21 protein-coding genes are annotated in these 22810 nt (G+C 36.9%); 11 read left to right on the top strand and 10 right to left on the bottom strand.

Going from position 1 to position 22810, the window contains the following annotated elements; translation table 11 throughout:
- Positions 1-25 precede the first annotated feature (25 nt).
- Positions 26-970, bottom strand: coding sequence for an AraC family transcriptional regulator (locus HMPREF0013_RS07560; RefSeq protein WP_016803370.1), 945 nt, complete (start codon positions 968-970; stop codon positions 26-28).
- 189 nt (positions 971-1159) lie between these two features.
- Here HMPREF0013_RS07560 and HMPREF0013_RS07555 point away from each other — a divergent pair, with 189 nt between their 5' ends.
- Complete coding sequence (locus tag HMPREF0013_RS07555; RefSeq protein WP_002117927.1) at positions 1160-2371, top strand: alkane 1-monooxygenase; 1212 nt, start codon at positions 1160-1162, stop codon at positions 2369-2371.
- Positions 2372-2497: 126 nt separating this feature from the next.
- On the opposite strand, the gene HMPREF0013_RS07550 is transcribed toward HMPREF0013_RS07555, so the two are convergent.
- From HMPREF0013_RS07550 to HMPREF0013_RS07535, 4 genes are all read right to left on the bottom strand, one after another.
- On the bottom strand, positions 2498-3703 hold the full coding sequence (locus HMPREF0013_RS07550; RefSeq protein WP_002117964.1) for an acyl-CoA dehydrogenase family protein: 1206 nt from the start codon (positions 3701-3703) through the stop codon (positions 2498-2500).
- Between the two features lie 23 nt (positions 3704-3726).
- A complete protein-coding gene (locus tag HMPREF0013_RS07545) occupies positions 3727-5010 on the bottom strand; it encodes an acyl-CoA dehydrogenase family protein (protein WP_078210404.1) in 1284 nt (427 codons plus the stop codon).
- Between the two features lie 228 nt (positions 5011-5238).
- Complete coding sequence (locus tag HMPREF0013_RS07540; RefSeq protein ID WP_002117909.1) at positions 5239-6612, bottom strand: ABC1 kinase family protein; 1374 nt, start codon at positions 6610-6612, stop codon at positions 5239-5241.
- A gap of 233 nt (positions 6613-6845) precedes the next feature.
- Positions 6846-7148 (bottom strand): hypothetical protein, encoded by a 303-nt coding sequence (locus tag HMPREF0013_RS07535; protein ID WP_005076193.1) that lies wholly within the window; start codon positions 7146-7148, stop codon positions 6846-6848.
- A 189-nt stretch (positions 7149-7337) separates the two neighbouring features.
- Between HMPREF0013_RS07535 and ybaK the strand changes: the two genes are divergently transcribed.
- The 9 genes from ybaK (at position 7338) to HMPREF0013_RS07490 (ending at position 18330) form a co-directional block, all read left to right on the top strand.
- Positions 7338-7805 carry a Cys-tRNA(Pro) deacylase gene (ybaK, locus tag HMPREF0013_RS07530; RefSeq protein WP_002117920.1) on the top strand — a complete coding sequence of 156 codons (468 nt, stop codon included), beginning with the start codon at positions 7338-7340 and terminating at the stop codon, positions 7803-7805.
- A gap of 158 nt (positions 7806-7963) precedes the next feature.
- The gene (locus tag HMPREF0013_RS07525) at positions 7964-10195 is read left to right on the top strand and encodes a TonB-dependent receptor (protein WP_002122230.1); all 2232 of its coding nucleotides are present in this window, start codon (positions 7964-7966) and stop codon (positions 10193-10195) included.
- A 563-nt stretch (positions 10196-10758) separates the two neighbouring features.
- Entirely contained in the window at positions 10759-12906 is a 2148-nt protein-coding gene (gene mtlD, locus HMPREF0013_RS07520; RefSeq protein ID WP_005802285.1) for a bifunctional mannitol-1-phosphate dehydrogenase/phosphatase, read from the top strand.
- 100 nt (positions 12907-13006) lie between these two features.
- Entirely contained in the window at positions 13007-13633 is a 627-nt protein-coding gene (locus HMPREF0013_RS07515; protein ID WP_002122173.1) for a 2'-5' RNA ligase family protein, read from the top strand.
- Positions 13621-14139, top strand: a complete 519-nt coding sequence (gene cobU, locus HMPREF0013_RS07510; RefSeq protein ID WP_002122244.1) for a bifunctional adenosylcobinamide kinase/adenosylcobinamide-phosphate guanylyltransferase — start codon at positions 13621-13623, stop codon at positions 14137-14139. Before HMPREF0013_RS07515 ends, cobU begins: the two co-directional genes overlap by 13 nt.
- 1 nt (position 14140) lies before the next feature.
- Positions 14141-15196: a nicotinate-nucleotide--dimethylbenzimidazole phosphoribosyltransferase gene (gene cobT / locus HMPREF0013_RS07505; protein WP_002122261.1), complete on the top strand. Its 1056-nt coding sequence runs from the start codon at positions 14141-14143 to the stop codon at positions 15194-15196.
- Entirely contained in the window at positions 15189-15788 is a 600-nt protein-coding gene (locus HMPREF0013_RS07500; RefSeq protein ID WP_002122157.1) for a histidine phosphatase family protein, read from the top strand. Before cobT ends, HMPREF0013_RS07500 begins: the two co-directional genes overlap by 8 nt.
- 123 nt (positions 15789-15911) lie before the next feature.
- A complete protein-coding gene (locus HMPREF0013_RS07495) occupies positions 15912-17480 on the top strand; it encodes a histidine-type phosphatase (RefSeq protein WP_002122128.1) in 1569 nt (522 codons plus the stop codon).
- A gap of 106 nt (positions 17481-17586) precedes the next feature.
- Entirely contained in the window at positions 17587-18330 is a 744-nt protein-coding gene (locus tag HMPREF0013_RS07490) for an adenosylcobinamide-GDP ribazoletransferase (RefSeq protein WP_002122174.1), read from the top strand.
- 70 nt (positions 18331-18400) lie between these two features.
- On the opposite strand, the gene HMPREF0013_RS07485 is transcribed toward HMPREF0013_RS07490, so the two are convergent.
- Positions 18401-19510 carry a 3-deoxy-7-phosphoheptulonate synthase gene (locus HMPREF0013_RS07485; RefSeq protein WP_002122179.1) on the bottom strand — a complete coding sequence of 370 codons (1110 nt, stop codon included), beginning with the start codon at positions 19508-19510 and terminating at the stop codon, positions 18401-18403.
- Between the two features lie 96 nt (positions 19511-19606).
- Positions 19607-20494, bottom strand: a complete 888-nt coding sequence (locus HMPREF0013_RS07480) for a sulfite exporter TauE/SafE family protein (RefSeq protein WP_002122277.1) — start codon at positions 20492-20494, stop codon at positions 19607-19609.
- Positions 20495-20555: 61 nt separating this feature from the next.
- On the opposite strand from HMPREF0013_RS07480, the gene HMPREF0013_RS24305 reads away from it, so the two are divergent.
- Positions 20556-20672 (top strand): hypothetical protein, encoded by a 117-nt coding sequence (locus tag HMPREF0013_RS24305; RefSeq protein WP_002122212.1) that lies wholly within the window; start codon positions 20556-20558, stop codon positions 20670-20672.
- On the opposite strand, the gene HMPREF0013_RS07475 is transcribed toward HMPREF0013_RS24305, so the two are convergent.
- The 3 genes from HMPREF0013_RS07475 to HMPREF0013_RS07465 are packed head-to-tail and all read right to left on the bottom strand — an operon-like array spanning position 20647 to position 22773.
- The gene (locus HMPREF0013_RS07475) at positions 20647-20928 is read right to left on the bottom strand and encodes a hypothetical protein (protein WP_005076181.1); all 282 of its coding nucleotides are present in this window, start codon (positions 20926-20928) and stop codon (positions 20647-20649) included. The two genes, HMPREF0013_RS24305 and HMPREF0013_RS07475, sit on opposite strands and share 26 nt — an antisense overlap.
- Entirely contained in the window at positions 20925-22481 is a 1557-nt protein-coding gene (locus HMPREF0013_RS07470) for a PepSY-associated TM helix domain-containing protein (protein ID WP_005802274.1), read from the bottom strand. Before HMPREF0013_RS07470 ends, HMPREF0013_RS07475 begins: the two co-directional genes overlap by 4 nt.
- Positions 22474-22773: a hypothetical protein gene (locus HMPREF0013_RS07465; RefSeq protein ID WP_005802273.1), complete on the bottom strand. Its 300-nt coding sequence runs from the start codon at positions 22771-22773 to the stop codon at positions 22474-22476. The genes HMPREF0013_RS07470 and HMPREF0013_RS07465 overlap by 8 nt, the downstream gene beginning before the upstream one ends.
- Between the last annotated feature and the right edge of the window lie 37 nt (positions 22774-22810).

Here is a 22810-nt window from a genome sequence, read left to right as displayed (position 1 = left end):
GCTTCGGCGCTTTTTTTATTTTCTATTAATCGAGATGATGTTCGATATATTGCTGTCGATATTGTTTAGGTGATAAATCAAAAATTCTTTTAAAGGCCTGACTAAAAGCAGTTTCGGATGAATAGCCGACTTTGTTTGATATTTGCTGAATTGAAAAATTACTTGTGCGTAAGTACTGACTTGCTAAACGAAAACGGTAATGTTGCAAATAAGTTAGAGGTGGTTCCCCAATAATACTATTAAATAGATTTGCGAATTTGGATCGTGACATACAGCATCGTTCTGCTAAAGATTCAACTGTCCAAGCGACTTCTGGTTGGCTATGAATAGCGGATAGGGCATTACTCAATTCAGGATGGGTTAACGCACTTAGCCAGTTTTGTTGATCTGTCATTTGTTGAACATGATCACGAATACATTCAATGAGAAGAATACTGACTAAATGATCAATAATTTTGTCATGTCCCGGCCTGATTTTTTGAGTTTCAATTGCTAAAAAATAAAGCCCAATTTGTAGCCATTCTGGTGGGTTGGTTTGATTTTCGTGCTGAATATGCATGATAGAAGGCAATGCATTAATCAAAGGACCTGCCATATGAGTATCGATCTGACAGCGTAAACATAGTAATAATGTTTTATCTGGAGAAGAAGTACCAAACTCGATCGCGTCTTGTCTATGGCCATTAAAAAGTGAAGTAATATCTAGAGAATCTACTAATTTAGTTGCTGTTGATTTTGAGTCGGTGGCATTATGTGCTTTTCCAGAAGGAATTAAAATAATATCACCAGCTGTGGCAATTATTTTTTCTGACGCATTAAGTTGAATATATACTGAACCAGTTAAAACAATATAAGCAAGTAAAGCAGATTGATCTTGTGTTTTAAAAGCCCATTCTCCTTGTGCTTTTAAATAGATGTATTCAGACTTGTTAAGGTGAATATCATCAAAAAATTTACTTAGTGCATCCATCTTTAAATGATCAATCATTATTTTAATAAAATTATAGTGAGCTATGAGAATAGATCAACATGTGTTTTTAGGACAAAAAAGTGGAAGAAAATGCCAAAGACTTTGAAATAGGTTTTTTGGACGGTTACTACTGTTAAGTAAGTACTATTTCTTTAACTATATAGATATATAGAAAAAGGAAATATGACTATGAATGCACCAGTAAATGTTCAGCAAGAACTTATGCCAGTGCCAGCGTCTATGCGTGAGATAGATCGTAAGCGCTATTTATGGATGATTAGTCCAGCTCTACCTGTAATTGGTTTAGGTATTTTAGCTGGTTACCATTTTGGTCCACGCCCATTAAAAAAAGTTTTCGCTTTAGGTGGTCCACTTTTATTACATGTTGTGATCCCTGCAATTGATACTGTTATTGGGAAGGATGCACGTAATCCAACCGATGAAGAAATTAAGCTTCTTGAAAAAGATCCGTATTACTCACGTTTAGTGAAGAGCTTTATCCCATTACAATATGCAGCAAACGTTTACGCATGTTATTTAACAAGCCGTAAAACTACTTCATTTATTGATAAAATTTTGCTTGGTATTTCAATGGGTGCAATTAATGGTATTGCAATTAATACAGCCCATGAATTAAGCCATAAGCATGATCGTATTGATCATATTTTATCTCATCTTGCTTTGGTTCCTACAGGTTATAACCATTTCCGTATCGAACATCCTTATGGACACCATAAACGTGCAGCAACTCCTGAAGATCCGGCTTCTTCACGTATGGGCGAAACATTTTATGAGTTCTGGCCACGTACAGTTGTAGGTTCTTTTAAGTCTGCAATTGAAATTGAGAAGAATCGTTTAAAACGTAAAGGAAAAGAGTTCTGGTCAGCAGATAATGAATTATTACAAGGTTGGGGAATGAGTGCTGCTTTTCATGCCTCTATGGTTGGAATTTTTGGTAAAAGTACAATTCCATATTTAGCGACACAAGCATTTTATGGCATTAGTCTTTTTGAAATTATTAACTATATTGAACATTATGGTTTATTACGTCAGAAAAAAGAAAATGGTCAATATGAGCGCACAATGCCAGAGCATAGCTGGAACAACAATAACGTAGTAACAAACTTATTTCTGTACCAGTTGCAGCGTCACTCAGATCATCATGCTTATCCGACTCGTCCATTCCAAGCATTACGTCATTTTGATGAGGCACCAGAATTACCAAGTGGTTATGCAAGTATGTTATTACCTGCGTTAATTCCTTCGTTGTGGTTCAAAATAATGGATAAGCGAGTTTTTGATCACTATAAAGGTGATTTGAATAAAGCGAATATTTCACCAAAAAGACGTGCAAAAATCTTCAAAAAATTTGGTGCAGTAGATCAATCATTAGAAACATAAAAGTTGAATAAATAATATATATTCCTGAAATACCAAACCCTCTAATCATGTGATTAGAGGGTTTTTATTTTGCCTATAGATGGTAGTACTAAGCAGCAAGGGAATTTAAACTCCCTTGCGATGCTCTTATTTTAATTCACTTGAAGATTTACCAAGCTCACGACGCGCAATAATTAATTGTTGAATTTGCTGAGTACCTTCAAAAATATCAAGAATTTTTGAATCACGTGCCCATTTCTCAAGTAGTTCGTCTTCGTTATAGCCAACACTTGCTGCTAACTCGACACATTTTAAAGTGATCTCGTTACCAACACGACCTGCTTTTGCTTTTGCAATAGAAGCTTCTTTAGAGTTTGGCTTTTTGTTATCAGCCATCCATGTTGCTTTTAACATGAGCAGACGAGCAGCTTCCCATTCAGCCTCCATATGGTAGATTTGAGCTGCAAGGTTAGAAGCATGTAGGTAGGGAGTCGAGTAATCAGGATCAAGCTGATCTTTAAAAATCTCTTTAATACGCTCTAGTGAAGCTTTTGCACAACCGATTGCCATTGCTGCAACTAAAGGCCGAGTATTGTCAAAAGTTTCCATTACTCCGGCGAAACCTTTAGCAACATCCACTTCGGCATTACCCAAAAGGTTCTCAGCAGGTACACGGCAGTCAATAAAACTAATCACTGCCGTATCTGATGCTTTAATTCCTAATTTATGTTCGAGGCGTTCGACCTTCATGCCAGGCGTACCTTTGGGCACTACAAATGATTTAATCGCTGCACGGCCAAGTTTACGATCAAGTGTGGCCCAAACAACGACAGAGTCTGCACGTTCGCCAGAGGTCACAAAAATCTTTTCACCATTTAAAATATAGTCATTACCATCTTTGGTTGCTGTGGTACGGATAGCGGCAGAGTCGGAGCCACAACCCGGTTCGGTGATGGCCATTGCTGCCCATGTTCCTTTGAAACGCTCCAATTGTTCATCATTTGCCACAGCAGCAATTGCTGAGTTTCCAAGACCCTGACGAGGCATACTCAGTAATAAGCCTGTATCGCCATAACACATCTCAATAATTCCAAGAGCGGTCGACATGTTGGTTCCATTGCGAATACCTTCATTGTCGGTATCACCGCGCTTTCCAGCACCCGCAGCACCAGCATTAATTCCTTCACCACCTTCATTCATGCCATCAATGAGGGAGGCAAGCATATCAAGTTCTTTTGGATATGCATGTTCAGCTTTATCATATTTACGAGAAATAGGGCGTAAAACATTGATCGCAACATCATGTGCTTGATCAATCATCATTTTGAATTTTTTAGGATTTTGTAAATTCATTAAAGTATCCTCTGATTGATCTTTTAAGCATGTAAGCCAGATTGTAAAATTGCAGTAGCCCGTAAATCGCGGTACCAACGTTCAACAGGATGTTCTTTTGTGAAACCATGTCCACCAAGAATTTGCACACCGTCTGTGCCAATTTTCATGGATTTTTCAGCACAAAGTAGATGGGCTAAGTAAGCTTCGCGGTGAAATGGCTTGCCTGACTCTGCAAGGCTTGCTGCATTTAAAATCAACATACGCATTGCATCAATTTCAATTGCCATATCTGCAATCATGAAAGCGACACTTTGACGATGTGAAATAGGTTCACCGAACGCGGTTCGTTCATTGGCATATTTAATACAGTAAGCTTTTACAGCTTCACATGTACCTACAGCCATTGCACACCACACTAAGTTGCCTAAATCTACAAAGGCTGTGTAATCAAAATCTGTTGCACCTAAACGTAGAGCAGGAGTGTGATTAAAGCGAAGAGTTGCTGTTTCTGTCGCTTTAAGACCCATGGCCGGAGTGTTTTTTATTGAAATTGTTTCATTACACTGCACGACGAATACATCTGGTTTACCGTTAAAGTCTGCACTTACTAAAAATACATCAGCTAAATCGCCTAAAATCACTAATGTTTTTTCCCCATCAATAAAAAACTTATCATTTTCAAGTGATGCTTTTGTTTTTAAAGCATAAGCATTAAATGCTGGAGTTGTTTCTTGAACAGCAAAAGTTGCTGTAATGTCTGAGTCTTCTGCAAAACATGGTAGGTACATCGACTGAACTTCAGTAGAACCCCAACGTGTGATTGCATTAATAACGCTAAATGTACTGAGTAATCCTGCTGTAAGGCTGAAATCACCTTCAGCTAGTTTTTCAGCAATTAACAAGTTACTAACGATATTTTGTTCGGCCGCTACTCCACCGAGTGCTTCTGGAAGTGCATAGTAGTTAAGTCCTAAATCTTCAACATATTGCCAAAGACTTTCAGGAAACTGAGCTTCCTGATCGGCATCATGAGCTAACCCCAATAAAACCTCTTGAGCAAATTGAGACATTGCTTCAGAAGTCATTTGTTGTTCTTCGGTTAAACTTAAATCAAATAAATTTTTTTGTTGGCGAGGTAAACGTTGTTGAGAGATTTGCTTGGGCTTAAATGTTTTTTGAGTCTGCGTTAATGCTCTAAAGCCAACTTTTGAACCTTGATAAAGAGATTTTTCAACAAATTTACGCAACTTGAGTTGATCAAGTACATCGCTTCCAGCCAATCTTGTGATCAGCGATAAACCCAAACCCTGAGCTTTATTGATCATACTTGTCATGATTATGGTGTCCTAACATATTGTTATTGTTTTATGCTGACACGCCTTATATTAAAAAACTATGTCGTTACTGACATTCGAAAAATGAGTAGATAAATGGTAAATAGAAAATAAGAAAATTATAAGTTTTTGATTTTATTTATTTAAAATAATTGTAATGTTGGGGAGCCGAGAAGGAGTGACTAGAATGACATGGAATCATTCTAGTCTTTCATTAAATCAAGCAAAGTTACGAATCATACGTCGCACATTGGTTTTTGCATCAATAACCGTCATAAATGTGTAGGCTCCAATGAATTTACGGCTAATAAACATAAACTCTTTTGGCGGAACTGAAAAATAACGTGAAGCCATTGATTTACTAGCTTGTTGCATAACACGGCTATGAAGCTGGCTTTTCTTCCAGTCATAACGTTCGTGTTCATCCATAAGACCAGCGGGCATATCTGGGTTATTTGCAGGAGTACTGAATGCTTCTGTTGCAAGTAAAAAGACATCAGCCATACCTGGTTTAATACTTTCAGGCATCGCATCAAAGAACTCGTAACCAGTCATGGCTTTGACCATTACATCTTTATTATGTTGATAACCTGCCTGAATGAGTTGACGGGCAACTGATAGCAAGTGTTCATCAAACTGGCGAATAGCACCAAAATCTAATAATACAATTTTGTCTTGAATGTCTTGGCCATTACCTAAACGAACAAGGTAATTACCAAAGTTAGGGTCAGTTTGCATTTCACCCCATTCAAAAATTTCACGAACCGCAATCTCTAATGACGCTTCACCGAGTTGATTACGACGTTCTTGAGGTAATGACAACATCACAGGACTATTAATTGGCACACCACGTTCAAAAGTCATGCAGAGCACTTGATTAGTGCAATATTCATCTACAATTGTAGGGACAATATAACGCTCATCATCTTTTAAGCGTTCAGCAAAGCGACGAGTAGTGGCAGCTTCAACATCATAGTCAACTTCGCGATGCATCATTTCACGTACTTCATCAAACCACTGATCAAATTCACGGGTTTGTGGAACCATACGCGTCAGTTTAAGCATGTTTTTAAACAAGCTCATATCGGAGTCAATAGCATTTGCAACGCCTGGATATTGAATCTTTAAAACTAACTCTAAACCATCTGATTTACGCGTTGCACGGTGTACTTGTGCGAGAGAGGCCGTACCAATTGGCTCATGATCAATTGTTAAATCATTTAATTTAGCGCCCAATTGCTCTTGAAGGTGCGGCTTAATTGCAGGCCAATCCAAAGCAACTGTCTGGTTATTTAAGGTGTTTAATGCTTGTGTAATTTCTTCAGGTAAAAAATGTTCACCATAAAGGGCCATCATTTGGCCAATCTTAACAATAGAACCCTTAAGTTTACCTATTTCAGAAACCAGATAATTAGCTTGCTCGCTCATCGCTTTTTTGCGTTTCTTTTCTTTTTCTTCCTCATTAGAAAATAAAGAAGAGGCACTTGCAGTTGCCCAACGTGTTCCTGCAAGTAAAGAAGCTTTCGCGATTGATAAGCGTCGATCCATGGAAGAAGTTTTTAAACTCTTAAGCTTATCTTTCTGATTTGACATGAAAATAGAATCCTATGCGCATCATGCAGCCAAACGCTGGTGATCTAAAATTGTAACGAATATTACATGTTTTGAGCGTATTAAAATAGTTCTCTCAGACTGAATGATCAGTCGAAATGGCTATCTTTATTTCATTAATTTAAAATAGCCTAAGCAATTTTAAAATTTAAGAAACTTACAGCGTTCAGGTGAGTAAAACTAGGGTAAAAACAGATCTTTCACAAAAACTTAAATTACATTTTAAATTGGATCTTTAATTCAGACTTCTGCATTAAGTGAAGGCGATTGGACTGAATATGCTGTAATAACATTTGTTTGACTGAATCATGCATAAAACCAAGTGCATGAGCTTTTACAATAATAATGCTGGGTAAGGTATAGAAAAAATACTTAACATCCTCGAGTGTTGCATTATTAAAGATGCCTTGTTCAATTAACGTCTGCTGTAAAAACTGCTTTTCATTTAAGACATAATCTGAAGATTCATCCCAAAAACGGTGGCGCATAGCCATCAGATTGTTGTGTTTATAACTCATAAAATTGTCAGCTCAGACTTAAATCTAAATAAAATATATGGAGTCGAGCCATGAATATCAAGTTGAGATTATTTTTTATTCAGTTGCTGTTTGATTTTTTATGTAATTCTTGTAAATAGCCTAAGCAAATTTAAAAATTTTTCTAAAAAACCTATAATCCAAATAATTTCATCTATAACACTACTTATTATGACTCCTGCATGTAGACTGTTAAAAAGTAATAAAATCGAATTTTCTATTCATGAATATGAACATGATTCAAATGCTAAAAGTTTTGGATTAGAAGCAGCAGAAAAACTAAATTTAGATGTAAGGGAAGTATTCAAAACATTGATGGTTAGCGATGATAAGAATTTTTTTGTTGCAGTATTGCCAGTTAATCATCAATTAAATTTAAAAAAAGTGGCTACGGCGTTTGGCTGCAAAAAATTGCAAATGGCCAATCCAAAAGACGCTGAACGTTTAACGGGGTATTTGGTCGGAGGGATTAGTCCTTTAGGTCAAAAGAAGCGTTTAAAAACCGTTATTGATGCATCTGCACAAGCGTTCAGCAAAATCTATGTGAGTGGAGGAAAACGGGGACTAGATATTGGCTTAAACCCGAAAGATCTAGCACAACTCTTAAATGCTCAATTTGTTGATGTACTTGATGAGTAAAATAAATCTTTTTCTTATCTCATTAAATTAACTAATTTTAAGATTGGTAGTATTAAATCAAGTTATTTTAATAAAAACAATTCTCATTATTATTTATATTTAGTATTATCCCGAGCCTTATAACTATCTAATAACTTTTGGGTTTGGAGAAAGGGAAAATGCATCGATACAAAAAGGTTGGGGCTAACTCAAATCATCTGATGTGTGCAGAATCACGATATTTTAAATTAAAACCTTGTTGTATTGCTCTAGCAGCAATATTTGCGCAGCAGGTTTATGCAAATACAAGTATTGAAAAGGCAGCCCTTAATAATCAACCGACACAAAAGCCTGTAGCTCAATTGCAAAAAATTATAGTGACGGCGACAAGGACGCCAAAAAATATTGCTGAAATTGCAGGCACAGTTCAAACGATTGAAAAGCAGCAAATTGAACAACAGGCAACTGCTGGACGAAAAATTGCCGATATATTGGCTCAGTTGGTTCCATCACTTGGGGTGAGTAGTGGAACAACTACCAACTATGGGCAAACAATGCGTGGTCGTGAGGTCATGATTATGATTGACGGCGTATCGCAAAATGGCTCACGCGATGTTGCTCGGCAACTAAATAGTATTAGTCCAGGCATGATTGAACGTATTGAAGTCCTTTCAGGAGCTACAAGTATTTATGGATCAGGTTCTACCGGCGGGATTATTAATATTATTACGAAACGTGCTGATTCGACTAAACCAGTAAGTTTTGAAACTAAACTTGGTATTACGTCTTCCGATACATTTCGGAGTGATAGTCTAGCTTATGAAATTGGCCAATCCATTTCATTTAATAAAGATAATGTAAATGGTTTTTTAGGGGCTAATTTCACTAGTCGCGGATCTCAGTTCGATAGCCATGGTGATCGTATTGCTATAGCACCTATGCAAGGTAGCCGTCCTGATACTGATACAATTGATATTAATAGTCGTATAAATATAGATTTAACTGATAACCAATCACTAAGTTTGGGTTCGCAATATTATAAAGATGAACAAGATACGAATTATGGTCCTGATTATGGGAAAAATTATATTTATGGAGGAGCGCCTAACTCATATATTGGGAAAAAGGGTTTAGAAATATCTAATCAGCCTTTTACAGAGCGCTATGCATTCAACACTCAATACCAAAATAAAGATATTTTAGGTCAGGTCTTAAATTTAGAAGGATATTACCGTAAAGAAGATGCTCGTTTCTTTCCAGTCTTTTTAGGAGGGGAAGGTACGGAAGCAAAACAATCTCAATCTGAAATCGAAGTGGCTGGTCTGCGCTCAACAGTACAAAGTGATTTAAATATTATGAATCGTGAGCTTAATCTAACTTATGGCTTAGATTATGAACATGAAAAAGATCATCAATACTACGAGCATTTCACAGCATTTAATACAGGTTTGACCTATAAACCTACAGGTAAAACTTCCGATGCCGGTCCAAATACAACAATTCAAAGTGCTGGCGTTTTTATACAAGGTGATTACGCTTTAACAGACCGTATGAATGTCCAGGCTGGTACTCGTTACCAATATATTAAAGCTGAAACAGAACAGTATTCGACTAAAAATGGGATACAAACAAGCGGATCTGTAAATGACGATGCTGTTTTATTCAATTTGGGAACGATATATAAATTAACAGATGAGCAGCAAATATTTGCTAATTTCTCTCAAGGTTTTAGCTTTCCAGATGTACAACGGATGATGCGTGATGCATTTAATATATCAACCGCTAATATCCAACCTATTAGTGTAAACAGCTATGAATTAGGCTGGCGTTTACAAGGAGAGCAGAGTCTAAATCTAGGTATAACGGGTTTCTATAATACCTCAGACAAAGTTGTTCAATTCTACAAGAACAGTAATAAAGAAACTGTTGCTGAGGTTATGGACAAAGACCAGCGTGTATATGGTGCTGAACTAACGGCGACCTATCCATTTATGGAAGAGTTTAAAGTTGGGGGAACACTTGGTTATACGCGAGGTCAATATAAAGATACGGATGGTAAATGGAAAGAGTTGAATGCTTTTCAAGTTTCACCAATAAAAGGTACGGTTTTTGCCGAATGGAGTAGCGATGAGGGTTATGGCGCTCGTGTGCAAATGCTTGCTATAAAAGGTACAAATGAAGCAGTAAAAGATGGTTCACTTTCAGCTGTAAAAATTAAAGGCTATAGCACGATGGATGTTTTGGCTCATTTTCCAGCTTGGAAAGGACGTATAGATTTTGGTGTATATAATGTTTGGAATAGAGACTATCGAACTGTCTATAGTCAACAAGCAGAAAAAGTATATGGTCTTGTAGAAAGTATACCAGCTGAAGGACGTACTTACGGCCTCAGTTATACATTTAATTATTAATGTGAAGTGAGATAGGGAATATCTATAAATCATAGGTATTCCTTAATAAATTTAAAAAAATAATAAAATAAACTTGCATTATTAAATGCAAATGATTATCATTATCTATATTGAAGGTTGAGAAACGTTCTAGTAATTAAGATTAACGTCTACTACTGTAATGCTAAGTTTTAGGCGATTTAAAGTTATACCAGAGACTCCAATAACAATGGTGTTGAAAAAGGTGAGTTGATTCCTGGTATGTGACACCTGCGCGACATTATAAAAATATGCGGGTGCAAGTAGCGGTAAATGGAACTAAGAAAAATAAATACTATCAGCGCAACAAAAAGAACTAATCAAAAGCAGCAGGCGAGGATGGCCTGCTGCTTTTGTAGTTAAAGTTAATTTCATAGTTATTTATACATTTCAACTATTTTGGATATTTAACTCTACACAGTAACAGATCGATTATATTTTTGATTAAAAAATAACCACTAATGTTTCATTTATTAACATCCTGCCTTTTTAGCCGTTTTTTTGTATACCCTGAATAAAACATGATCAAAAAAAGAGGTAAAAACGTGCTTATTTTTCATGGAAAACCTGTTCACGGAGCTATCTTCGATATGGATGGGACAATGTTTGACACTGAGCGATTACGGTTTCAAACATTGCAACAGGCATCTCAAGAACTCATTGGACAGGAGTTTTCACACGAATATTTAATGCAATGTTTAGGTTTAAGTGCAACTACTGCTGAGCAATTGGCGCAACGTCTATATGGCGTAAATGTTCCATATAAAGAAATTCGAAAAAAAGCTGATGAGATGGAACTCGAATATATTCGAAAACACGGCGTACCTATCAAAAAGGGTTTAGTTCAAGTTTTAGAGCGTTTACGAAAATCGGGTTTAAGAATGGCTGTTGCGACTTCAAGCCGTAGGGCAATTGCTGAAGAATATTTAATTAATGCGAATGTTTATAAATTTTTTGATGTGATTACCTGTGGTGATGAAGTAGAGCAAGGAAAGCCGCATCCAGAAATCTTTTTAAAAGCTGCTAGTCAACTTCACTTGGACGCTAACCAGTGTCTTATGTTTGAAGATTCTGAAAATGGTTTAACTTCAGCTCACACTTCAAAAGGTTTAACGATTTTATTAAAAGATATTAAAGAACCAAATGACGAAATGCTGGAAAAAGCACATTTTTATTATGATCAGATGTATGACTTTTTAACCGATCTCGACCAATTTATCCCTGTTATGGACATGCCAGAAATGCAGGAAACTTTTCCGCAAAGTCTGAATCAACTGACAGTGGGAATACATGGTTTCGGTGCTATTGGCGGTGGTTATGTAGCGCAAATCTTGTCACATTGGGATGGGTACACAAAACCAAAAAGAATTATTGCTTCAACACGTAATAGTCTTTTTCGAGAAGCCGTAAATGCATTTGGAACATATAGCATTCGCTATGGGCAATTTTCTTATGATGAACGTATTGAGAATATGACCATTGTTGATTCTGAAAATGAACAACAAATGTTGGAGATGTATACTCATTCAAGTTTAATTGCACTTTGTTTACCCGAACAGGCCATCGAAGTTGAGGCAAAAATAATTGCAAAAGGGTTATATGCACGTTTTAACTCATCACTTGAAGCATGTATTGAACCACTAACTTTTCTAATTATTTTAAATAAAGTCGGCGCGAAATATTTAGTTATGAAGCATCTTAGAGAAGCTCTACTAGAGTTGACCAACGATGAAGATGTGACTGAGCATATTTTAAAAGAACATTACTTTTGCGACACCGTTGTAAACCGTATGGTTTCAAAGCTATCTAATCAAAATTTATATCGCCAACTTCGTATTAAGCATAATTTTCTTGAACAGCATTTAGAAGATGTGGAAAACGAGGAACAAATCGAAATTGAAGACTGTAATAAATTGACTCAAGATCAGCAAAATCAGGCATCTTTATATGTTGATAACATGCGCCGTAATTTTCAGCCAGGCCATATATTACAAAGCATGGATCTAATTCTGTTTCATAGCGAAACGGATATGCCAATTTATGTAGAAAAAGGCAGCCCTTTACTTGAAAAGTTGCGTCAAGTTGTCTTGGTTAATCAGATTACAGACATTCAATTAATCAAAAACCGACTATGGAATGGCGTGCATGCCATGCTTGCTTGGTACGCATCTTTACTAGGTTATGAGTCTATTGGTGTTGCCATGGGGGATCATTCAGTTAAAGTGTTTGCAGAAAACTTAATTAGAGAAGTACAGCAAGGGCTTGCAATTGTATTACCTAATTATGCAAAAGATCTGGACCGCATGGCACAAAGCTTTCTAGACTCATGTGAATATGCTTTTAAAGATCCTTGTCAAAGAGTGGCACGAGATCCACTTCGCAAGTTAACTCATAATGAAAGAGTAATCGCATCAATTGAGGTAAATATCGCACATGATTTACCTTATAAAAACCTATTAAAAGGTGCTGCTTTGGGTTATGCCTATGCGATTCAATTTTTAGAAATTGAAGAGACTGATGCAATTAAACATTTGCACGAGCAAGTTAAAAAACTGGATATGAGTGCTGCTCAAAAAGCACAACTTGAAGTTGAGTTAACACAATTAGTTCAATATTTATTTTCTGAACAAGGCAAACAGCCTTTAAACATGAATATTGTCAACTCACAAAAAGCGCGAACTCAATATGCCTAAATCCTTTTAATTATGCTCTACAACTGAAAGGCAAACATGCTTTAATACAAAAACTTAATGATTTTGAATTAAAGCTGTGTTGCTAAAACCCACGACGTTCATGATGCCAACATCTATACGGGATTATCCTGAGTGGCATCTTGGGCGCCAAAATTATGCGTTATGGTATTTAGAAATTAATGATCAAAAAATAGTTGATTATTTAGATGCCTTGCGTGCACATTTTTCAGAATTTTTAATAGAACCTAATCATCGCCAATATCATGTCACATTATTTATATGTGGATTCTTAACTAACGAAACTAAAATTTATGGTGATGACTTTAGTTTTGGTGAGTTTGTACAGCAAAGAGAAATCTTAAAAAAAGAAGATTTTGCTCCGTTTCATTTAAAAATTGGTTCAATCGATAGCTTTAGTAGTGCTCTATTTGTAGAAATAGGAGACACGGAAAATATCTTATTTCAGATACGCCAAAAACTCGGCCTAGTTTCTAATGAAATTGCGGCTTTAGATTACTGTCCGCACATCACTTTGGGATTATATAAAACAGACTATAGTAGTGATTTGATTTTACGAAAAATTTCTGAATTACCTGTACAATATAAACAGACCGAATTTGACTTTAAAGTTGAGCATTTAACATTTGGTTATTATCAAGCTCAAACTTTACAAGGTAAGTTATATCCATATCAGCTTTTGTTTTTAGGTGATCCATGTTGCAACTGATTTTGGGTGGAGCCCGTTCCGGCAAAAGCCGGCTGGCTGAACAAACGGCAATAGATAGGCAATTAGCTGTCACTTATGTTGCAACGGCGCAAGCGCTTGATCCTGAAATGCAAAGCCGAATAACACATCATCAAAATCAGCGTCCTTCTCACTGGTCTTTGGTTGAAGAACCTTTATATTTAGCAAAGATTCTGCAAAAAATTGATCGACCTAATCAAATTATTCTGGTGGATTGTTTAACACTTTGGCTAACCAATTTGTTACTTTTAGAAGATCAAAATGTTCAGCAATTTGAATGTGAGCAGCTGTTAAAAATTTTACCCACGCTTCAGTCAGAAATTATTTTAGTAAGTAATGAAACGGGTTTAGGCGTTGTGCCACTCGGTGAGATTAGTCGTCGATTTGTCGATGAAGCAGGCAGGCTGCATCAGAGTTTAGGGCAAATTGCAGATAAGGTTGTGTTTTGTGTGGCTGGTTTTCCAATGATTTTAAAAGGTGATAAGTAAAATGAACTGGTGGTTACAATCTGTACAGCAACCTGATGTGGACGCAAAACAACAAGCTGAGCAACACCAGCTTCAACTGACCAAACCTACAGGTGCTTTAGGTGATCTAGAACTGATAGCAGTAAAACTTGCTAGTTTGCAATCAAATGCACATCCACACATTAACCATCCATGGATTACAGTTTTTGCTGGCGATCATGGCGTGGTTGAAGAAAATATCTCTGCATATCCTCAAGCCGTAACCCGTCAAATGTTACAAAACTTCACGACTGGTGGTGCAGCAATTAGTGTCATTGCCAAATATCATCAAGCACATTTACAAGTGATTGATTGCGGTACAGTTGGTGAAGCATACGAATACGCGGGCGTTGAACGCCATTGTATCCGTGCCGGTACAGCAAATTTTGCTAAACAAGCCGCAATGAATGCAGATGAATGTCGTGCTGCTTTAGAGTTAGGAAAAAACAGTGTAGACACGGCCAAATCTAAAGGTGCAGATATTTATATTGCTGGTGAAATGGGAATTGGAAATACCTGTTCTGCTTCTGCCTTAGCATGTCTTTTATTAAATGATACTGCCGAGCAATTAACCGGAGTCGGTACTGGAATTGGTGCCGATCAGTTAAGACATAAAATTGAAGTAATTGAAAAGGCAATTGAACTTCATCATAAACATGTTACTGGCGATGCGTTCAAAACACTGTGTGCAGTTGGTGGATTGGAAATTGCGGCAATTACAGGTGCTTATATCCGCTGTGCGCAGGTGGGCTTACCTATCATTGTGGATGGTTTTATTAGTTCGGTCGCTGCTTTATGCGCAGTGCGGATGAACTCTAAAGTGCGTGACTGGATGCTTTTTGGCCATCAATCGGCAGAATATGGCCACCAACGTATTTTACAAGAACTCAATGCTGAGCCGATTTTAAAAATGAATTTACGTTTAGGTGAAGGTAGTGGTGCTGGCGCTGCTTTGGCATTGGTTAAAATGGCATGTGTATTACACAACCAAATGGCTACCTTTGCTCAAGCTGCTGTAAGCGGGGATAAAATTGGGTAAATTTAGAATTGATTTGCTCAGACATGGCGAAAGTCAATATAGCCATACTTTACGTGGCCATTTAGATGATGAGTTAACAGCAAAAGGTTGGCAGCAAATGCAGTCAACCATTGAGCAAGTGACTAATCAGGCATGGGATGTCATTATAAGTTCATCATTAAAGCGTTGTGCTTGTTTTGCTGAGCAACTTGCGAAGACAACTCAGCTGCCTTTACTTCTAAATCATGACTTAAAGGAAATGTATTTTGGTGATTGGGAAGGCGTCTCAACTCAGCAAATTTATGAAACTTCACCCGAATTACTTGCAAATTTTTGGCAAAAACCTAGTCAATATTGTCCACCTCGCGCAGAAACATTAAACCAGTTTCAAATAAGGGTCCTTAAAGGCTTTCAAGATTTGCTGAAGCATATGCAAAAGCAAAACTTACAGCATGCACTGGTTATAACTCATGGCGGTGTAATTAAGCTATTGGCTTGCTTAGCCAGACAACAGCCTCTAGATGACTTACTTAAAATGCCGGCAGAACTTGGGAAATTATATTCTCTTGAATTTTCTGAAACAGATGGTCAATTAACTTTTATATTAAGATAGTAGTTTTATATTTTTATACACTTGTAAGTTATTATTTTTACAATATTATTTTAGCCTGTGTAATAGAACTGTCATTGCTAGAAACTAAGCTATTGGCATTTCTTATAACCACTCATCTGACTTATGAATATTTTATTTAAAACGACTGTGCTCGCCGCATCACTATTACTCGTTGCGTGTAACGATAATGATGATCAAGAAGCTCAAACTGCACCATCCACAAACCAATCAAAATATTATCAAACAAAAACGCCTTACCAACCGCAACAAGAAATAAAAAACTATGAACAAACACCGAATGGATTCCAGCCAGTTTTTACAGAGCTAGTGGCACGTCACGGTTCAAGAGGTCTCTCAAGTCTGAAATATGATTTGGCACTTTATAATTTATGGAAACAGGCAAAAGCAGAAAATGCCTTAACACCATTAGGTGAGCAATTAGGTGCTGATTTAGAAGCCATGATGAAGGCAAATATCTTATTAGGTTATGGTGTGGAAGGGATCCGCCAGTACGGTTATGGGAATGAAACCATGACTGGTATTTTAGAACACCGCGGCATTGCCGATCGCTTATTACAGCGCTTACCAACTCTTTTAAACTCGCAAGCATCTATATTGGTACAAAGTTCTGGAGTGGATCGTGCTGTAGATAGTGCAAAATTCTTCACTGCTGAACTCATCAAACAACGACCGCCACTGAAAGATAAAATTGTTCCATTGTCTTATACCAATTTATCGAGTGAAAGCGTGCCAAGTGTTGAAGATGGTGGCGTTGATCGTTTCAAACTCTATTTTCATAGTTTGAATGCAGACGAAGACTTAGTTCAACCCTTGAGTGCTAGCCAACAAAAAATTTATGATGCTAGCCAGGCCTATCAAGATTTTGAAGAAAATAATAAAGATTTAGCACAAAAGTTAGATGAGTTATCGAAAAATACCGAGGCTGAAAAAACAGCTCAAACAGTGCTCAGCCCGATTTTTAAAGCAGACTTTATTAAAAAACTTGGTACAACAGGTTATAGTTTTAGTAACACTGGATCTTTTACAGTCACCTCACCTAAAGGTGAGCAAATTACAGAAAAAGGTAAGGGCAAAAATACGATTGCTAGTGCAGTAGATGCAGCAGCTTATATTTATGAGCTCTATTCAATTTCTGGTGGTATGAAAGATGAGTTGAAAGATATTGATTTTAATAAATATATGCCGTTAGACGCTGCAAAATTTTATGCTGAATTTAATGATGCGAATGATTTTTATGAAAAAGGTCCAAGTTTCACAGAGTCAAATCAAGTCACGAGTGAAATTGCCCAAGGACTCAAACAGGACTTGTTCCAACAAGTTGATGCGGTTGTAAATAAAGCTCAACCATACAAAGCAGTTTTACGTTTTGCCCATGCTGAAATTATTATTCCTCTAGCAACCAGTCTAGATTTACATAATATGATGCAGCCTTTACCACTACGTCAGACTTATAATTACTCAACCAGCGCATGGCGTGGTGAAGTAGTTTCACCTATGGCGGCAAATGTTCAATGGGATATTTACCAAAATAGCCAAGGCTCTACTTTGGTTAAAATGCTTTATAACGAAAAAGAAACTTTGTTCAAATCTGCATGTAACTATGCACGTTATACGCCAACTAGCTTTTACTACGACTACATCAAATTGAAACAGTGCTATCAAATGCAATAGATTTTCAGTTTTTGAAGTCTTTAATGGGAATAGGGATTGCTATTCCCATTTTTATTTCTTCATAATTCAATTTGCTTTTAAATATAGACCAGTTAGAGACTTGGATATGACACCTTTTTGGATTGCATTGCAATTTTTAACTGTTCTGCCTATTGAGCTAAAGACAATGCCGACGGCGCAACAAAATGGTCGAGCTATTTTGTTTTATCCACTGGTTGGGCTGATTATTGGTGGCATACTTTTTATTATTGCCTGTCTTCTTGCCAAATTACCCATTCTTTTGCTTGCTACCATCATAATGACTTTATGGATTTGGCTAACAGGTGCGCTGCATTTAGACGGGCTAGCAGATACGGCAGATGCATGGGTAGGTGGTTTTGGAGACAAACTCCGTACTTTACAAATCATGAAGGATCCAAGTTGTGGCCCAATTGGAGTCCTCAGCTTAGTTATCATATGTTTGCTCAAATTTGCATTGGTTTATGTATTGATTGAACAGCATCAAACGTTATTTTTAGTCATTGTTCCTATCCTTGGGCGTGTGGTGCCATCTATTTTATTCTTAACTACACCATATGTACGTGAAAAAGGTTTAGGGCGTTCTTTGACAGATCACTTACCTAATACAACTTCATGGATAATCACTGGGTTCGTTCTACTATTACCTTTGTATTGGGAGTTGCAAGGGCTCATCGCCATTATTAGCTTTTTGATCAGTCTGGTTTATTTAAGACATCTGTTTATTAAAAGAATTGGCGGTATTACGGGGGATACTGTCGGTGCAGCGATTGAGCTAAGTGAAACCGTGCTACTCTTTGCTTTTAGTGTGAGTTATTTTTATTTAGTTTGATTTGAATTTCACCCAAAAATAAAAAAGCCCTCAAAAATGAGGGCTTAATTTTCAATCTTAAAAAGATGAATTAGCGGTTTGGTAAAACTTCTTTTAAAACTTCATGCATTTCAAGCAACGTCTTTTCGGTAGTTTCCCAGTCAATACAGCCATCAGTTACTGATTTACCATATTCTAAATCACAAAGATTTTCAGGAATATCTTGGCGGCCGCCTTTTAAGTGACTTTCGACCATAATACCTACGATTGACTTGTTACCATCTAAAATTTGTTCAGTAATATTTTTAAGAACAAGCGGTTGTAAGTACGGGTCTTTATTTGAGTTAGCATGGCTCGCATCAATCATGATTTTGTTGCTCACTTTTGCTTTTGCTAAAGCATTTTCTGCTTCCGCAACAGAGCCAGCGTCATAGTTCGGTTTGCCATTACCGCCACGTAATACAACGTGTGCATAAGGGTTACCATTTGTATTAATAATTGAAACTTGGCCATCTTCATTTAGGCCTAAGAAACTATGGCCATATTTAACAGATTGCATCGCATTGGTTGCAACAGTTAAACCACCATCTGTACCATTTTTAAAACCAACTGGTGAAGATAAGCCAGAAGACATTTCACGGTGAGTTTGGCTCTCGGTTGTACGTGCACCAATCGCAGACCATGAAATTAAGTCTTGGTAGTACTGTGGAGAGTTAGGATCGAGTGCTTCAGTTGCACATGGCAAACCTTTTTCATTTAACTCAAGCAAGAGTTTACGACCAATACGTAAACCTTTTTCGATGTTAAATGAGTCGTTCATATCTGGGTCATTGATTAGGCCTTTCCAACCAATTGTTGTACGTGGTTTTTCAAAATAAACACGCATAACTAGATATAGGGTATCTTTAACCTTTTCGCTTAGCGCTTTTAAGCGATCAGCATATTCGTGAGCAGCTTTTGGGTCGTGAATAGAGCAAGGACCAATAACAACAAACAAACGTTTATCTGAACCATCTAAAATATTACGAATAGTTTCGCGGCCTTTTAGAACAGTTTGCGAAGCAACATCAGATAACGGAAGTTCTGACTTAAGCTCATTTGGTGTTACAAGAGTTTGAATGCTTTTAATATTAACGTCGTCGATATCTGGCTTTGAAACGGAATTTGAATGTGTAGTCATTGCTGTCACTGGTTCGATCATACTAAAGGTTGTTTTGTGTACTGAATATACCATGAAATAATTATGAAAATACTACATCTCATGGTATTTCAGATTGGAAAAATCCTATTGATTTTACTATCTTTCAGTCGAGTTGCCTGTTTTTTCGGCAACTACTGCTTGTTGTTGTACCACAGGTGCTTTCGGTTTTGCTTTGACTGGATGAACCATAAAGTTAACACCGAGGGCAAATAGGGTAAGCCCTAGAATTTTTCGGATTAAACGTTCAGGCATACGAGAGCTAATTAATGTTCCAATAATAATTGCTGGAATTGAACCCACCAATAACCACATCAGAAGTGTAAAGTCGACGTTACCAGCACTCATGTGTCCAAGGCCAGCCACTAAGGTAAGCAATACTGCATGTACAACATCCGACCCGATAATTCGGATCATTGGCAAGTTCGGGAACATAATCACAAGTGCCATGATTCCAAATGCACCCGCACCAACTGATGAAAGAGTTACGAATACACCTAAAATGATACCCATAATCACGATAAAGCTACGTTTTTTATCGATTGCCAACTGCTCATTTTCACTTTGAGTGACTTCTTTAGTTCTGAATTTATTAAAAAATTTCTCAATACGCGTACGGAAAATGATGGAAACACCAGTTAAGGTCAACATAAAACCTAACACCATGGTGAGTACAGCTTTATAGTGTGTTGACTGGCTTAAATAATGCTCAAGTACCCATGAAGTAATGAAAGATGCAGGAATACTACCTACGGCTAACCATAAAACAATTGGCCAGACAATATTGAGTTTTCTAGCGTGAACCATTGATCCACAAAATTTTGAGATTGCTGCATAAAGTAAATCGGTACCAATCGCGATATGAGGTTCAATTCTAAAAAGGCTAATTAAAATTGGTGTCATTAATGATCCACCACCAACTCCTGTAATCCCTACACAGAAACCAACTAACATACCCGCTAAGATAAATTCAAAAGCACCAGACATCTTTATCGCCACTTATCACGAAACGCAGATATCTTATTCCTTTTAGAGATAAACAGTTGTCATGAATAATGATTTACTTATGCAAAAAAAAGCTAAGCAACGAAAATTTTGCTTAGCTTGTACTATTTTTCATCATTTTTTAAAGAAAATGATTATTTTGATGACTTTAGTGGGTTAATTAAAAGTATAAGAATAAAAGTTAATGGCGTTGCAAAGATCCACCAACTGACAAAACCAATTGAAAATTTATATTGTTGAATAAGAATAAATGCACATAAACCAAATAGCATGAATGCGGCTATTTTGAAATATCGGTAATACTTTTGAGCTAACGATTTGAAATGACCTGTTGATTTCGGCGATCGATATTTCTCGCTCGCCATAAACAACATATACATCCCTAATAAAATTAAGATGAAAGCTATAAGAATCATGAGCTCACCTCAGTATTTAATTTATTCAGTTTTTTTTGAATTTTTTCTACGGCTTTATGCTGGATAGGTTGAATTTTGCAAAATATAAAAATGGCTAAAGCTGCAAAGATCCACAAAAATACATCTACACGTGCAAAGGTCCAATAATCACTGAGGCTTTGAACATACTCATGTTTAAGTAAATAAATTAGATTTAAGATTGGAAGTGCAAGACACAGCATAATAAAAACGCTAAGTTGAGTTCGCCACAAATGCTGTTTTTTAGTGATTAATGCAATGATTAAGCTGATTAACCAAACCAAGAAAAAGCTATAAATTTCATAATTGATTGTGGTTGCAGTAACTGTAAACAATCGATTGGTGCTTAAATAGGCGACAGTTGCACAAGGCAATCCTACAAATGCTGCAATATTTAAACGGTCGACTAAGTAGTGCCCGAAATGAAACTGACTACTTTTATTTTGAATTTGGCGTTTAAGACTCCACAGTAACAAACCAGAGGCAATCATTACACAGCCTAAAATGCCTGAGAAAAAGAATCCTAAACGAAGCAAAGGCTGAGCAAATGTTGCCATGTGCAGGCCATAAACACCCGCATTCAATGTTGCAATAGGACTATGATTACGTGTATCTGCTAAGACTTTGCCAGTTGAAGCATTTAATGTAATTTGAGGCTGATTTCGAGTAATAGTGCGGTCTTCTTTTTGAATAAATGTAATTTGAGCTTGATTGGTATTTGGATTTTTTACACTCATTGTTGATAAAGGTTGGTTGCCCCAACTTTGTTGAACTTGGCTCAGCAGTTTCTCAATCGCTAAGTTTTGAGCAGGTTGAATCGATTGATTCTCAAGTACAGTCTTTGTACGTATTTCGGTAAAATATTGATAAGGGTTTTCAGGGTAAATCTTTTGCATTCCCCAAGGCAGATATAAATAAAAGAAAATAGCTAAGCCTGTAAATGTAATGGTTAAAAAGAAGGGCAGTGCAACGACTGAAGAAATATTGTGAAAGTCTAGCCACGAACGCTGAGACTTAAATGTACGTAAAGTAAAAAAGTCAGTGAATATTTTTTTATGGGTAATAATGCCTGAAACCAAAGCAATCAGCATAATAAATGCGGCAAGACATACGACTAATCGCCCAACTATTATTGGAATGCCAAAAAGTTGGTAATGGAAGCGGTAAAAAAAATCTCCGCCTAGGGTTGCCGAAAGTTGAAGTTCTTTTCCCGTGTTAGCATCAAGTGTGGCATTACCATAACCGCCGTCAGCTTTTTCCCAATACATGGTGTTGACGGGACTTTCTGGTGTAGCCACAGTTAAGTACCAAGATTTGGCGTCTGGAGCGTTTTCTTGTAAATATTGATATGCTGTTTTAATAGCAATATCTTGCTTTACCTCATATTGCGCAAGTGCAGGCTGCATCCATAAATTAATTTCGTGGCGGTAATAAGATAGGCTACCCATTAAGAAAATGGCAAACACGAGCCATCCAAAAATTAAGCCAGTCCATGAGTGTAGCCATGCCATAGATTGACGTATACCTTTATGCATAACCCACCGTCCGTGTCACAATAAAGAAAAGGGCAAATAGTGCGATTGATAAAATGGTCAGTCGTACTAATGATTGAATGCAGAAACCAACAATTACAAAGACTACGTAAAATAAAATCGATATAAATGCTGAAAGATAGATAGCCTCAGCTTTGTCCAGATTCAAAAGGAAAATTCCAGTGAGTCCAAGACTTAAATACGTCATACAGGCAAAGCCCATACCGAAAACTAGCAAGAATCGATAGAAAACTTTTATACGATATGACACAGGGAGATTTACAGTTTTGGACATCTTTACTGACACATAAACAAAGAATAATAAGTAAAGC

The sequence above is a fragment of the Acinetobacter sp. SH024 genome (assembly GCF_000163635.1).
In the GTDB taxonomy this organism is placed as follows: Bacteria; Pseudomonadota; Gammaproteobacteria; order Pseudomonadales; family Moraxellaceae; genus Acinetobacter; species Acinetobacter pittii.
This window is presented reverse-complemented; position numbering and strand designations above follow the sequence as displayed.